Origin of the sequence: Acinetobacter sp. YH12200, from assembly GCF_013418175.1 — a bacterium.
Classification (GTDB): Bacteria; Pseudomonadota; Gammaproteobacteria; order Pseudomonadales; family Moraxellaceae; genus Acinetobacter; species Acinetobacter pseudolwoffii.
Genome location: NZ_VPCO01000009.1, coordinates 60,166 through 73,004, shown reverse-complemented (window position 1 = coordinate 73,004; position 12,839 = coordinate 60,166). Strand labels below are relative to the sequence as shown.

Genomic DNA, 12,839 nt, shown 5'->3' with positions numbered 1-12,839 from the left:
ACCACGGAGTCGATGGAATGAACGCACCTTTTAGCTTGTTTAGCCGTAATAATAGCCATCATGCACTACCTATGTTGCATTCAAATAACCTTTTCGCGCTTGGGCGTGAAATTAGAATCATGCATGCCGGTGAAGAATACCGTTTGCGCCTGACCCGTAATAACCGCCTGATTCTCACAAAATAACGATAACACCCTGATTATAATAAACGTGGGAACAAGCAGTATGAATCAGCGCATACTGCTTTTTTACTGGCGGGATTCATGCTTTTTAAAATTAAGGATAATTTTCAGCCCCCCCAGATCAGAAGCAGCAATATCAATTTCTGCTGCATGCAATTGCATAATCTTGCGGCAAATCGAAAGTCCCAAACCCGAACCTGAAGTACGTGTCCCCAAGGCACGATAAAACCGCTCTCCAAGATGTGCCAATACTTCCGGCGCTATTCCTGCTCCCGAATTTTCAATCAGCAAGCGCAGATCTCCTGTGGCATCTACATCGGTTTTTATCTCAATCCTACCTTGTTCTGGGCTATAGCGAATTGCATTATCCACCAAGTTACGAATACAGCTAAAAATTAATTCTGCATTTGCCATGATCTGGCCATCGTCTATGCTCAGCTGCCATTTGATCTGTTTCTCTGCGGCAAAAGGCTGCAAGGCCTGTAATACCTCCTGAACAATCATTTTCAGATTTACGGCCTGTTGCGGCAACTGCTCTGCTTTTTCAGGATCCAGACGTGCCAATAAGAGTAAATTCTCCAGCACTTGCGTACCACGATTGACATCATTTTGAATCAGTTGCAGGGCTTGCGGCAACTGGGCATCATGCTGATATTGACGTTTCAATACCTGCAAACGCATCTGAATGGCAGAAAGCGGCGAGCGTAATTCATGCGATGCATCGGCAGTAAAGCGCTGTTCGGCCAGCAGTGATTTTTCCAGCCGATTCAGCATGGCATTTAACTGCTGCACAATTGGTTGCAATTCCGTGATTTCAGGATCTGGACTGTTGACCGGACTTAAATCTTCGGCCGACTTGGAACCTATGGCGCGGGAAATATTATTTAGAGGTTGTAATTGACGTTTCACGACCACATGTAAAATCAGCCATTGCAATAACCAGAGTATCAGTAAAATTCCGGCAAAACTGAAGGTGGTTTGCCATAACTCGTTAAAACGTACCGATAAAGGCTGCAGTACTTTGGCCTGCAAGCCATCCTCTTTAGCAGTTAAAATCCGGATAAAACGGCCATTTTCATAAGCAAACTGAAAGCCACTGTGTTCATTAACCCGCACACTGTTAATCAAATCATCATCGATGGACGTGGTCAAAATATCCTGATTGAGCAATAGCGCATATTGAATATCGAATTGCTCGCTGATTTCATCGACCTGATCACCTTTGGCCTGTCTGATATCACCAAGTAAGAGCTCGGAAATCTGTTCCATCAAATCATCATGCAGCTGAATGGCTTGATAACTTGAAACCCCGAGTAACAGCAACCACGCCAACAATCCTGCCAGCATGGAGCTCAGCATGGCATTCTTGATCAGGCGAGTTTGCAGGGAGACTGGTGCAGACATATTTATGCCTCGGGTTTATGCATGCGATAACCCAAACCACGGATGGTTTTAATCATCTGGCTGCCAATTTTTTTACGTAACTGGTAAATAAACACTTCAATGGCATTACTTTCAATTTCATCCCCCCAGGCATATAGCGATTCCTCCAGTTGCTCGCGGGTAATGACATGTTCCGGCTGCTGCATCAGTTTATATAAAATCTGAAATTCTTTCGCAGTCAGATCAATCGGCTGTCCAGCCTTGTTCAGGGCCTTGGCCTGGGTATCCAGACTTAAATCCTGCCATTTCAGAATATGATTTGGCGTTTGCTGTTTCAGTCTTAACTGCGCGCGCACCCTGGCAGAAAGCTCTTCCAGACTAAAAGGTTTGACCAGATAATCATTGGCACCCAAATCCAGACCTTCAACCCGGTCATCAATACTGTCCCGGGCAGTAATAAAAATCACCGGTGTATCTTTCTGTGTGCTGCGTAAGCTTTTTAGAATGTCATCTCCAGTCGCATGTGGTAGTCCGCGATCCAGTAATACGCAGTCATATTGATGCTGTTCGATGGCCAAAATGGCATGATCGCCACGCTCGACCCAGTCAATCACATAGCCGTCCATTTCCAGCCAGGTCTGAATACTTTCTGCCTGAGACTGATCATCTTCTGCCAAAAGAATACGCATGCTGTGCTCCGCTTTGCCAATCTCTCTATCTTGCCCTGAAAAATCTCCAGACTCAAAAAAACCACATGCTTTTTTGTATGATTTGCATGTGGTTTTTTACAGTTTTTGAATCCAGAGCAAGCTTCAGATTCAATTCATCTGCTCATATTAGAATTAGAAACGAAGCTGCTCGACATCAATTTCAACTCGTTTTGCCGGTTTATAGTCAATATCCACTTCACCGATAATGGTCACTGGCGTTTTGGCTGAAATCGGTTTGCCTTGCCACAGTTCATCATCAATTTCTACGGTAATGCTGCCTGTGCTGTCACGGAACTGATATTTTTCATCACCAACCGCTTTAACCACATAGCCTTTAAGCTGAACCTTGCTATCATCTTTCATGCCCAAGGCCTGTTGCACTGTCATCGTTTTCGCAAAAGCAGCCTGATTTACCACGGGTTGATTCACGGCTTCATTACTTGCAACTGCGGCTGTCGCAATTGAACCCATCAGTGCGGCTGCTAAAACTGTATTCATCATCATTTTCATGGCGTATACCTCTTTGTGTATCTGTGCTTTGTTTCGATAATGCTATTAAAACAGCCGAAGATGAATTGAAACTTAAGATTGCTTCATCTTTAAAAATTAATTTAAAGGTACCACTCTCAATACTTCTTCCAGTGTGGTCATTCCTTCTACGACCTTACGCGCACCCGCGATACGCAGCGGTTCTACCCCTTCTTTTTTTGCCTGCTGGCGTAGCTGGTTTAAGTTAGCGTCGGCCCCAATCAGCTGCTTGGTTTCCAGACTCAGGGGCATAAATTCGTAAATACCAATCCGGCCTTTATAACCGGTATGACGGCACTCCTCACAACCTACGGCTTTAAAAACAAATTCCGGACGCGGTAAAGGATAGTCTGCCGCCAGATGCTGCCATTCCTGTTCATTCAGGAAGCTTTCCTGCTTGCAGTGTGGGCAGAGTTTACGCACCAGACGCTGCGCCAATACCCCGAGAATGGTGGCTGCGGTCAGAAAAGGTTGCACGCCCAGATCATGCAAACGGGTCAGACTCGACGGCGCATCATTGGTATGTAGGGTAGATAAGACCAGATGCCCGGTGAGTGCCGCCTGGATCGCCATATTGGCAGTATCCTGATCACGAATCTCACCGACCATGATAATGTCCGGATCCTGACGCATCAGCGCGCGCACGCCATCGGCGAAGCCCAGTTCAATACCGTTATTGACCTGCATCTGGTTGAAACTCGGTTCCAGCATCTCGATCGGATCTTCAATGGTACAGACGTTGACCTGTTCCGTCGCCAGCTGCTTCAAGGTCGAATACAGTGTTGTGGTTTTACCAGAACCAGTTGGCCCGGTGACCAGAATGATGCCGTGACTGTGACTGGTCAGATTATTCCAGTCATTGAGTAAATGCCCTTCAAAACCGAGTTGCTGAAAACTTCTGACCAGAACTTCCGGATCAAAAATCCGCATCACCAGTTTTTCGCCAAATGCGGTCGGCAAGGTCGACAGACGCAATTCGGTTTCCTGTCCTTTCGGCGTTCGGGTTTTCAGACGGCCATCTTGTGGTTTACGCTTTTCTGCCACATTCATCCGGCCCAGAATCTTGATCCGGGAAATTACCGCTGTCAGCGTATTGGCCGGCATGTTATAAATGGTATGCAACACCCCATCGATTCGAAAGCGAATCTTGCCCGTACCTTTGCGCGGTTCCATATGAATATCACTTGCACCCTGTTCAAAGGCAAATTGCAGCACCCAGTCCACCAGTTTGACAATATGCTGGTCATTGGCATCCGGATTTTGCGAATCGCCCAGTTGTAGCAAGGCTTCGACGCCTTTATTTTCCCGGTCATAGGCCGAGGATTTTTGTGAGCCACTGACGGCACGGCTAACCTGATAATATTCGACAATATATCGTTGTAACTGTTCTGGATTCAGCAGCACCCGTTGGATTTTTTTCGGGGAAATATTCTGTTCAAGATTAGAGACCCATTCAGTCTTATACGGCTGATCGGTCGCGATCAGAACTTTATCGGCCTGAATCTCAACGGCCAGAATATGGTTACGTAGTGCATATTCCTGTGACATGACATGGGTCAATGCCTGTACGTCCGCTTTTAAAGGATCGATGATATAGAACATTAATCCGGTTTTTTCGGCCAGCCACTGACATAAGCGGTTCAAGGTCAATGTGGTTTGCGGATGAGATTGATCAATGAGATTGAAGTTGGCAATCCATTGTAAGGGATGCCATTTTAACTGGTCACGTTGCCGATGCGTGGTCTGTATCAGCATGCGGTCACGTTCACTTATTTTGCCATCTTTAAACAGTTGGTCTAAACACCAGGCCGTATCAATTTCAAAGTCAAATTTCATTATTATCAGTCCCCAAACCTGCCGTCACTATAGCAAGTTTTTGTGATTTTTCGCATTCCCCAGTTGCTCCTGCCGGTGACTTTTACCGAATGGATGTAAAACAATAAGACTTTCCGAGCTTTATTCGCTCCTCGCTGTATTTCCGGCTTGCTGCTACCTGAAGGAATCGCCTATATTTCAATCAGCATGTTTTGTTCGGTGACTGAGGTGAAACTTGGATTTTAGCGTGGTGCCCTTTAATAGCAGTAGCTCTTTTCAGGACCTTCTGGCCATTCTGACAGCGGCTCTGGGCTGTGGTTTGTTAATCGGTCTGGAACGAGAACGTCATAAACAACGTGAACAGCAACCCAGTTTTGCCGGATTACGCTCTTTTGCCATCTGTGCCTTATTGGGTGCGCTATGCTTCCTGTTCGGTATGAGTATTGGGCTTGCTGGTGCGCTGATTGTGGGTGGCATGGTGATTTTTTCAATCCGAAATCAGCCTGAAGATCCTGGCATTACCACAGAACTCGCCTTTCTCATGACGTATTTTATTGGGGCAATCTGTCTTTGGAATATCCCCTTGGCCGCAGGGCTCGCGGTCATGCTGACGACTATTCTGATGGCCAAACACTCCCTGCATAATATTGCCGGACAATGGATTACCGAAGCAGAGTTTAGAGATGGGCTATTATTACTTGCCCTGATTCTGATCGGCCTGCCACTAACACCCGACACGCCTTTATGGGGAGAAGTCCTCAACCCGCATCTGATCTTGAGACTACTCACTCTGATTCTGGTGGTACAGGCACTTGCTCACGTGGCCAAACGGCTTTTATCCAGTAAAAATGCCCTCATGCTATCCTCCCTCGCTTCAGGTTTTGTCTCCAGTACCGCGACCATTGCCCATTTAGGTCTACAGGTGCGCAAAGGTGAGGTCGATGCTAAATCCAATGCAGGCGCAGCACTCATGTCCTGTATTTCGACCCTGATACTGTTATTTATTGTCGTTGGAGGGGTGTCGTGGAGCTGGCTGAAAATTCTGATTTTACCCTCCTTGGTTGCGATGGCCATTTTGGCTGCTTGTGCATTTCTGCTATTACGTAAAGCCAAGCCAGCGGAGAACTGTGAAAAAGAAGAAGATAGTCAGATGTTTAGCCTGAAGGAGGCGGTAATTATTGCCGTCACCTTGACATTGATTCAGGCTGGAATTTATGGGCTAGAGCTATTACTAGGAGATGCGGGTTTGCTGGCAGGTACCTTGTTCGCATCTTTATTTGAAATTCATGCCGCAATGGCAAGCGTGGTCATTCAAGGAGATCCATCCAATACCCGGCTGATCTATGCCCTGCTTTTGGGGCTGGGCGCACATGCTGTAGCCAAGTCAGTCAATGCTGCTGTAACGGGTGGTTTCAAATTTTCTCTGTACTTTGCGCCAGTACAGATTTTGCATATGGCGGTGTTGATTGGTATTTTGTGGTGGATGGTATTTTGATTGTTAAGTATATTTAAATAGTTAATTTTTATATATTTTGCAAATTTAATTTTGATATTTATTCGCTATAATTAGTCTGCTTTATTTTAAAAAACAATTTTATTACTACGATTTTTTATAGGGATTTTTATGAAATTTAAGAATTTATCACTCGCAATTTTTAGTGCATTCATGCTAAGTGCTTGTGGTGGGGGCTCCTCTTCTTCTGATTCAAACCCTGGAACTGGAACTGGAACTGGAACTGGAACTGGAACTGGAACTGGAACTGGAACTGGAAATACTACAACAAATGATTCTGAATGGTCTGCCTATTCTCCTTCATATTTTACTGGCTCCGATTATTTATTCGACAAACTCACTTTTACGAGTAAAGGAGATACGCAGTATGTCCGTGTAGACTATTTAAGCAACCGAAAAGATATGGAAAATCTTGATATAAATGAACTGTATATTTTTGGTGATTACTTAACCAATGAAGGTCTGTACGAATTAGAGTTAAATAAAGATCCTGAATTAGGCTATAAAATTGGATCACTTCTAAAAAACTCGGTGACTGAGAAAACTTATATTCCATCCTCTAAAATTGGACATACAGGTCTTCAATTAACTGAAAAATATGAGTTAGTCGATCTATCGGGTAAACTATTGGGTGAATACATAGATACTCATCTGTATCTAGTCTCTTTAGAACCCAAGCTGGATAATTATGGTGATTTTGCACAATTTTATCTTTCCAAACTTAAAGGCAAGACATTTCCAAATGGCTCAAAGTGCTTAAGAGGATTAAGTTTATCTTCGAGTAAAGACTTCATTATGATGTATAAAAATCCATATGAGACTTATGATAGTTTCCAGAACATATTCTCTGAAGGATATAAAACTATAAATTTAGGTAGTTATAACGCTTTCATCTCGAATTCAATTTACCCAAATGAATATATTAGTGCTCTTGTGCAAGTTGATAATAAATATCGTATGGGCGAGTACAATAAATCAGGTATCTATTACTCTTTAAATAAAGAAATTGAAATTGAAACACAAATTTTAAAAGACCTTAAGTCTGATAAACTTACAGATGCAGAGGAAATTTTAGAACAAGAGTTATATATTCAATCTTTACAAAAAGAATGTACTGTTTTCAACTCTACTGCTAGTCAAGAAATTGATAAATATCGTAAATTGAAGTAAAAATATGACTAGAGATAAGCGTATATAAGATACGCTTATCTTAGTTTCTTCAATCACAATTCAATATATTCTATTTCTGATATATAAACAGATAACTCTGTTACCAAAAATCTCACATCTAAATCCGCAAACTTCATTCCATAAACCCGTTCCTCATCATCCTGATAAGCAGGTCTCGGATCTAAAGAGAGAACTTTTTCGAGTTCTTGCAGTATTTGTGGAGAAACTTTTCCCTTATTCATGAACTGCTGTTTTTGCTGCTCCGCCTCTTCTGTCCAAATTACCGATTTACGTTGTGGCTCATCCTGTGCATAACCACTTTGTGCCTCAATCACGGCATCTGAATACTGAATATAGGGCTTGATATCGACAATCGGCGTTCCATCCAGCAAATCACTTCCATTTAGATACACACGTACATTCTTGCCGACCTTCTTGACTTCTTTGAGTTGAACAACTGACAAGCCAATCGGCGCTGGACGATACATGCTCCGTGTCGCAAAAACGCCAATCTTCTGATTGCCGCCCAAACGTGGTGGGCGTACTTGAGGACGGAATTTCGCATTCTCCTGATATTTATTATCATGAAACTGCCAGATCAGCCAGAGATGACTAAAAGCCTCAATTCCTTCAAATGCCAGCAAATCATTATAGGGGCCGACCATTTCGATATAACTTTCGACCTGCACCAGATTGGGCTGCCGTGGAATACCAAATTTTTCTTTGTAGGGTGATTGCATATAACCAATAATCGGCAACTTAATTTCAGTCATCATCACTTTTTTTGATAAGCTCAATTAAATATATTCAGTTTATAGAGAATGGATTTAGTTTAGAATAGCAAGTTGTTCTAATTTGATAACTTATTGAGACCTTTAATGGCTGCTTTTAACGTCGAAAAGATTACTCACGTCCACCACTGGAATGATACTTTATTCTCTTTTAAAACGACTCGTGACACTGCTTTACGTTTTAAAAACGGTCAGTTTGTAATGATCGGCCTTGAAGTCAATGGCAAGCCCTTAATGCGTGCATATTCAATTGCAAGTGCCAACTACGAAGAAGAGTTAGAGTTTTTCTCAATTAAAGTGCCGGATGGCCCACTGACTTCCATTCTACAAAAAGTAAAAGTCGGCGATGACATCCTGATTTCTAAAAAACCGACAGGTACTTTGGTGCTAGATGACCTGAACCCAGGCAAAAACTTGTATCTTCTGTCTTCAGGCACTGGCCTTGCACCATTCTTGGCGACCATCCGTGATCCTGAAACTTATGAACGTTTTGAAAAAATCATTATCGTACATGGTACCCGTTTCATTTCTGAACTGGCTTATCAAGATTTGATTTTGAATGAAGTACCAAATCACGAATTCTTCTCAGAGCTTGGTGCAAAAGAAAAATTAGTGTACTACCCGACTGTGACGCGTGAAGAATATCCGAACCAAGGTCGCGTTACGACTGCAATTGAAACCGGCGAACTGTTTGAAAAAATTGGTCTGCCACGTTTTAACCCGGAAACGGATCGCGCTATGCTGTGTGGTAGCCCGGCCTTCCTCGACGATGTGGCTGCACTTCTAGACCAACACGGTCTAAAAGAGTCACCTAAAATGGGTGTTCTAGGCGATTACGTGATTGAACGTGCATTCGTGGAAAAATAAAATCTGATTTTAGATGATCAGAATTAAAAAACCGAAGCTTGAAGCTTCGGTTTTTTATTTGAATCGGAGTTAAAAAATTAACGATCACGACCTTCCTGATTGGCAGAACCTGAACAGCCTGCGCCACCACCAATGATAAAACCGCTTTCTGCCTTACATGAACCGATCATACGGCCATGCGAGTCAAATGTAGTCACTGTCGATGCACAGCCTGTTAATACCAGTGCCAGTGCAATAAGTGCTGATAATTTCATGATATTCCCCTGTATTCTTTATGGCTTTAAATTAATCTGGTTTTGACTTGGCAGTGCTGGCAACAAACCCGTCTTGGCATCCACGCTATTGTAATTCACACCCATCGCATTACCTGAACCACCACAATGGGCACTTGCAGTTGAAAGCAGACCGCGGGTTGCTTTACATGATCCAATCACCTGACCGGTGGCATCATAAGTGATGACCATAGAGCTACAGCCCGTCATCAGCACCATGGCCGCAAGTGAAAGTAGTTTTATGAAGTTCATTGTCCCCCCTCAAAAACAATAAAAATTAAATGGTTAAGTTATATTGCTATTCTATAAATTTCGCGGATGATTCTTTCTAAAATTAGTGGATTTGTAAAGCTTTATTTTTCATCTATTTAAAATATACAGGCCATAAAGAAGCTGCCCGTTAAGCAGCTTCTTTAGGATTAAACTTAAATATTCAGAATCAGGCTGACTCATGTCCTAATGCCCGTTCTGCCAGTGCCTGCTTCATAATCTGATAGCCCGCAGTTAAACCAAGACTCGCCATAATCATCGCCACTATTATATCTGGCCACAGACTGCCTGTACCAAAAACCCCGACTGCTGCCAGAATCACGGCAGCATTGCCAATGGCATCATTTCGGCTACACAGCCAGACTGACCGCATATTGGAATCACCTTCACGAAAGGCATAAAGAATGACTGCCGTAAATACATTTGCCAGCAATGCCAGCACACCAATCAAGCCCATGGTCAGTGCCTCTGGCGGAATGCCTTGCAGATAGGCATAAATGACTTTTCCCATGATCACCAGGCCAAATAAGGCCATGGTCATTCCCTTGAGTAAAGCGACTGTTGCGCGCCAGTACAGACTTGCACCGATGACCGCCAAAGAGACGCCATAATTGACGGCATCACCAAAGAAGTCCAAGGCATCTGCCCACAAAGCCGATGAATGTGCATAGGCCCCACCAATCAGTTCTACCACAAATAAAGTCAGGTTCACCACCAAGGCAATCCATAACGCCGTTCTAAACTTACTGTCAGGTTTGGGTGGAGCAGGTTCATGACTACAGCTACAGGCCATGTTGATCTTCCATACTTTCGTGCAAAAAATGAGTTAAAATAATTAGAAACTATGGACTAACTCCAAGGTCAAGCAGGAGCGAGCAATGTCGGTCTATTTAATTTCAGAAATAGCCAAAAAGACTGCTTTAAGCACAGATAGCATTCGCTTTTATGAGAAGAAAGGCTTGATACAGCCGAATTTTCGAGCAAGTAATCGCTATCGTTATTATGGTGAAGAAGCCCTGAAAAGGCTGCTTTTTATCAAACGCTGTCGTGCTTTGGACATGTCCTTAAAAGAGATTGAAGCCCTGATTAAACTCGAACAGAATCCGCAGCAGGAATGCGGTGCAGTGAATCAGCTCATCGACCAGCATTTAGAAGATATCTCCAAAAAAATTAGGGAATTACAGCTATTCGAACAACAGCTGATTGCACTTCGCAAAAGTTGTAATGTCCCGACCACCATTGATCATTGCCAGATTTTAAAAATGCTCGAACAGACTGAAAATAATTGAATATTGAATAATTTTAGTGCTTCATTTCACTCAAAATAAAACATTCTTTTTATTCTAAATGGCTTATTTCCGAGTAATTTACTGGGTTGAATCCAAATTTTAGATGGTTAGAATAAAGCCGTACTTTTTATATGTCTTTCGATTCCATCATGAGCCTGACGACCGTTACTGAACTCCTCTCACCTGCCGGTTCACTGAAAAATATGCGCTATGCCTTCGCCTATGGTGCAGATGCAGTCTATGCAGGTCAGCCGCGTTATAGTTTGCGCGTTCGTAATAATGAATTTGATCATGACAATCTGGCGATTGGCATTCAAGAAGCCCATGAGCTAGGTAAAAAGTTCTATGTGGTCGTCAATATCCAGCCGCATAATTCCAAACTGAAAAATTTTATTCGTGATCTGGAACCTGTGGTGGCGATGCAGCCGGATGCGCTGATCATGTCTGATCCGGGCCTGATCATGATGGTGCGTGAACATTTTCCAGAAATGGATATTCATCTGTCTGTGCAAGCCAATGCAGTGAATTGGGCAACGGTAAAATTCTGGAAAAATATGGGACTCACGCGCGTGATTCTGTCACGTGAATTATCGATTGAAGAAATTGCTGAGATTAAACAGCAAGTACCGGATATGGAGATTGAGGTTTTCGTACATGGTGCGCTGTGCATGGCCTATTCCGGCCGTTGCATGCTGTCTGGTTACATGAATAAACGTGATGCCAATCAGGGTGCGTGTACCAATGCCTGCCGCTGGGAATACAAAGTTCTGGATGCGAAGGAAGATGAAATTGGTGATGTGATTCCGGTGAAAAATCTGGATTCAGGCTGCTGCTCTCAAGATGCCGACGAAGCACATATGCAAGCACAGCATCAATTTGATGAACCGATATTATTACAGCGTAATGATGAAGACATGTTTGCTGCCGAAGAAGATGAACATGGCACTTATTTCATGAACTCTAAAGACTTACGTGCGGTACAACATATCGAGCGTCTGATCAAGGTCGGGGTACATTCCTTGAAGATTGAAGGCCGGACCAAATCCTATTTTTACTGTGCCCGTACCGCACAAATCTATCGTAAGGCCATTGATGATGCGCTTGCGGGCCAACCATTTGACCCAGCATTGATGACGCAATTAGAAGGTCTGGCCAATCGTGGGTATACCGAAGGTTTCCTGCGCCGTCATGTGCACAGTGAATATCAAAATTATGAAAATGGCTCTTCAAGTTTTGACCATCAACAGTTCTGCGGTGAAGTCTTAGAACGTAACGGTAACTCCATCAAAATTGATGTAAAAAACCGTTTTGTCGTGGGTGATTCCTTAGAGCTGATGACGACGCAAGGCAATATCAGCTTTGTTTTAACCGAAATGAAAGACAAAAAAGGCAATCTGATTTCTGAGGCTAAAGGCTCAGGTCATATCGTCGAGATTCCGGTTCCGGCAGATGTAGATATGCAATATGCGCTGCTGATTCGCAATCTGCCGACATCGACTATAGATATTTCGGCATCGTCACTGGCTTATCAGGCGAGTTAAACATGGCGCTGCTGATTACCGAAAAATGCATCAATTGCGATATGTGTTTAGCAGAATGTCCAAATGATGCGATTTATGAGGGTGCGAAAGTCTATGAGATTGATGTGAACCGTTGTACGGAATGTGTCGGCTTTTATGAGCGCCAAACCTGTGTAGATGTATGCCCAATTGAGTGCATTGTGCCACATCCTGAGCATGTAGAGACGCAAGAGCAACTGTTAGAAAAATTTAAAGTCTTGAATTTGTTCCAGTCTTAAGTACTGATCAAACATTGGAATAAATATTGCATTGAATAAAGACAACCTTGGGGAAGGCTGAATAATAAGAGTCAAAACAAAAACAGTACAGAGGAAAGAAACAGCCAGAAGCAATTGGGGATGCTTCTGGCTGATCTAAAAAAGGAAGCAAATATAACAATAAAAAAAGGAACTCTGGTGTTAGCGTCCGGAGTTCCTATAAAAAGGTATAACAAAGATAATCGAGATCGAACACCAAGGTTTTGGGGAAC

General features: G+C 43.2%; 15 protein-coding genes. 7 read left to right on the top strand and 8 right to left on the bottom strand.

The window, feature by feature from the left end:
• Nucleotides 1-17: 17 nt before the first annotated feature.
• Nucleotides 18-185, top strand: coding sequence for a hemin uptake protein HemP (gene hemP / locus FTU90_RS07935; RefSeq protein WP_005097474.1), 168 nt, complete (start codon nucleotides 18-20; stop codon nucleotides 183-185).
• Between the two features lie 63 nt (nucleotides 186-248).
• Here the strand turns inward: hemP and FTU90_RS07930 are convergent, their stop codons facing one another.
• From FTU90_RS07930 to FTU90_RS07915, 4 genes are all read right to left on the bottom strand, one after another.
• Nucleotides 249-1,586: a HAMP domain-containing sensor histidine kinase gene (locus FTU90_RS07930; protein ID WP_180072256.1), complete on the bottom strand. Its 1,338-nt coding sequence runs from the start codon at nucleotides 1,584-1,586 to the stop codon at nucleotides 249-251.
• 2 nt (nucleotides 1,587-1,588) lie between these two features.
• Nucleotides 1,589-2,254, bottom strand: a complete 666-nt coding sequence (locus FTU90_RS07925; protein WP_100534809.1) for a response regulator transcription factor — start codon at nucleotides 2,252-2,254, stop codon at nucleotides 1,589-1,591.
• A gap of 153 nt (nucleotides 2,255-2,407) precedes the next feature.
• Entirely contained in the window at nucleotides 2,408-2,785 is a 378-nt protein-coding gene (locus FTU90_RS07920; RefSeq protein WP_005170210.1) for a NirD/YgiW/YdeI family stress tolerance protein, read from the bottom strand.
• 96 nt (nucleotides 2,786-2,881) lie between these two features.
• A complete protein-coding gene (locus FTU90_RS07915) occupies nucleotides 2,882-4,639 on the bottom strand; it encodes a GspE/PulE family protein (RefSeq protein ID WP_180049252.1) in 1,758 nt (585 codons plus the stop codon).
• Nucleotides 4,640-4,853: 214 nt separating this feature from the next.
• On the opposite strand from FTU90_RS07915, the gene FTU90_RS07910 reads away from it, so the two are divergent.
• Both FTU90_RS07910 and FTU90_RS07905 read left to right on the top strand, forming a co-directional pair.
• Nucleotides 4,854-6,113: an MgtC/SapB family protein gene (locus FTU90_RS07910; protein ID WP_180049254.1), complete on the top strand. Its 1,260-nt coding sequence runs from the start codon at nucleotides 4,854-4,856 to the stop codon at nucleotides 6,111-6,113.
• Nucleotides 6,114-6,242: 129 nt separating this feature from the next.
• Nucleotides 6,243-7,301: a hypothetical protein gene (locus FTU90_RS07905; RefSeq protein WP_180072254.1), complete on the top strand. Its 1,059-nt coding sequence runs from the start codon at nucleotides 6,243-6,245 to the stop codon at nucleotides 7,299-7,301.
• Nucleotides 7,302-7,354: 53 nt separating this feature from the next.
• On the opposite strand, the gene tsaA is transcribed toward FTU90_RS07905, so the two are convergent.
• Nucleotides 7,355-8,074, bottom strand: coding sequence for a tRNA (N6-threonylcarbamoyladenosine(37)-N6)-methyltransferase TrmO (gene tsaA / locus FTU90_RS07900; RefSeq protein ID WP_005097482.1), 720 nt, complete (start codon nucleotides 8,072-8,074; stop codon nucleotides 7,355-7,357).
• A gap of 105 nt (nucleotides 8,075-8,179) precedes the next feature.
• Here tsaA and FTU90_RS07895 point away from each other — a divergent pair, with 105 nt between their 5' ends.
• Nucleotides 8,180-8,959, top strand: coding sequence for a ferredoxin--NADP reductase (locus FTU90_RS07895; protein WP_005097483.1), 780 nt, complete (start codon nucleotides 8,180-8,182; stop codon nucleotides 8,957-8,959).
• A gap of 77 nt (nucleotides 8,960-9,036) precedes the next feature.
• On the opposite strand, the gene FTU90_RS07890 is transcribed toward FTU90_RS07895, so the two are convergent.
• From FTU90_RS07890 to FTU90_RS07880, 3 genes are all read right to left on the bottom strand, one after another.
• The gene (locus FTU90_RS07890) at nucleotides 9,037-9,213 is read right to left on the bottom strand and encodes a hypothetical protein (protein ID WP_005097486.1); all 177 of its coding nucleotides are present in this window, start codon (nucleotides 9,211-9,213) and stop codon (nucleotides 9,037-9,039) included.
• 18 nt (nucleotides 9,214-9,231) lie between these two features.
• On the bottom strand, nucleotides 9,232-9,483 hold the full coding sequence (locus tag FTU90_RS07885) for a hypothetical protein (RefSeq protein ID WP_005097487.1): 252 nt from the start codon (nucleotides 9,481-9,483) through the stop codon (nucleotides 9,232-9,234).
• Between the two features lie 187 nt (nucleotides 9,484-9,670).
• Entirely contained in the window at nucleotides 9,671-10,294 is a 624-nt protein-coding gene (locus tag FTU90_RS07880) for a cation transporter (protein ID WP_100534816.1), read from the bottom strand.
• Between the two features lie 85 nt (nucleotides 10,295-10,379).
• Here FTU90_RS07880 and FTU90_RS07875 point away from each other — a divergent pair, with 85 nt between their 5' ends.
• The 3 genes from FTU90_RS07875 (at nucleotide 10,380) to FTU90_RS07865 (ending at nucleotide 12,588) form a co-directional block, all read left to right on the top strand.
• The gene (locus FTU90_RS07875; protein WP_005097491.1) at nucleotides 10,380-10,790 is read left to right on the top strand and encodes a Cd(II)/Pb(II)-responsive transcriptional regulator; all 411 of its coding nucleotides are present in this window, start codon (nucleotides 10,380-10,382) and stop codon (nucleotides 10,788-10,790) included.
• A gap of 131 nt (nucleotides 10,791-10,921) precedes the next feature.
• Entirely contained in the window at nucleotides 10,922-12,331 is a 1,410-nt protein-coding gene (gene yegQ / locus FTU90_RS07870; protein ID WP_180072252.1) for a tRNA 5-hydroxyuridine modification protein YegQ, read from the top strand.
• Nucleotides 12,332-12,333: 2 nt separating this feature from the next.
• On the top strand, nucleotides 12,334-12,588 hold the full coding sequence (locus FTU90_RS07865) for a YfhL family 4Fe-4S dicluster ferredoxin (protein WP_180072250.1): 255 nt from the start codon (nucleotides 12,334-12,336) through the stop codon (nucleotides 12,586-12,588).
• The last annotated feature ends 251 nt before the right edge of the window (nucleotides 12,589-12,839 follow it).

Excerpts from the sequence above, each read along its gene's own strand:
- FTU90_RS07920 (WP_005170210.1), bottom strand. The coding sequence starts at position 2,785 with ATGAAAATGATGATGAATACAGTTTTAGCAGCCGCACTGATGGGTTCA.
- FTU90_RS07885 (WP_005097487.1), bottom strand. The coding sequence starts at position 9,483 with ATGAACTTCATAAAACTACTTTCACTTGCGGCCATGGTGCTGATGACG.
- FTU90_RS07895 (WP_005097483.1), top strand. The coding sequence starts at position 8,180 with ATGGCTGCTTTTAACGTCGAAAAGATTACTCACGTCCACCACTGGAAT.
- FTU90_RS07915 (WP_180049252.1), bottom strand. The coding sequence starts at position 4,639 with ATGAAATTTGACTTTGAAATTGATACGGCCTGGTGTTTAGACCAACTG.
- FTU90_RS07890 (WP_005097486.1), bottom strand. The coding sequence starts at position 9,213 with ATGAAATTATCAGCACTTATTGCACTGGCACTGGTATTAACAGGCTGT.
- FTU90_RS07905 (WP_180072254.1), top strand. The coding sequence starts at position 6,243 with ATGAAATTTAAGAATTTATCACTCGCAATTTTTAGTGCATTCATGCTA.
- hemP (WP_005097474.1), top strand. The coding sequence starts at position 18 with ATGAACGCACCTTTTAGCTTGTTTAGCCGTAATAATAGCCATCATGCA.
- tsaA (WP_005097482.1), bottom strand. The coding sequence starts at position 8,074 with ATGACTGAAATTAAGTTGCCGATTATTGGTTATATGCAATCACCCTAC.
- FTU90_RS07925 (WP_100534809.1), bottom strand. The coding sequence starts at position 2,254 with ATGCGTATTCTTTTGGCAGAAGATGATCAGTCTCAGGCAGAAAGTATT.
- FTU90_RS07875 (WP_005097491.1), top strand. The coding sequence starts at position 10,380 with ATGTCGGTCTATTTAATTTCAGAAATAGCCAAAAAGACTGCTTTAAGC.
- yegQ (WP_180072252.1), top strand. The coding sequence starts at position 10,922 with ATGTCTTTCGATTCCATCATGAGCCTGACGACCGTTACTGAACTCCTC.
- FTU90_RS07865 (WP_180072250.1), top strand. The coding sequence starts at position 12,334 with ATGGCGCTGCTGATTACCGAAAAATGCATCAATTGCGATATGTGTTTA.
- FTU90_RS07880 (WP_100534816.1), bottom strand. The coding sequence starts at position 10,294 with ATGGCCTGTAGCTGTAGTCATGAACCTGCTCCACCCAAACCTGACAGT.
- FTU90_RS07930 (WP_180072256.1), bottom strand. The coding sequence starts at position 1,586 with ATGTCTGCACCAGTCTCCCTGCAAACTCGCCTGATCAAGAATGCCATG.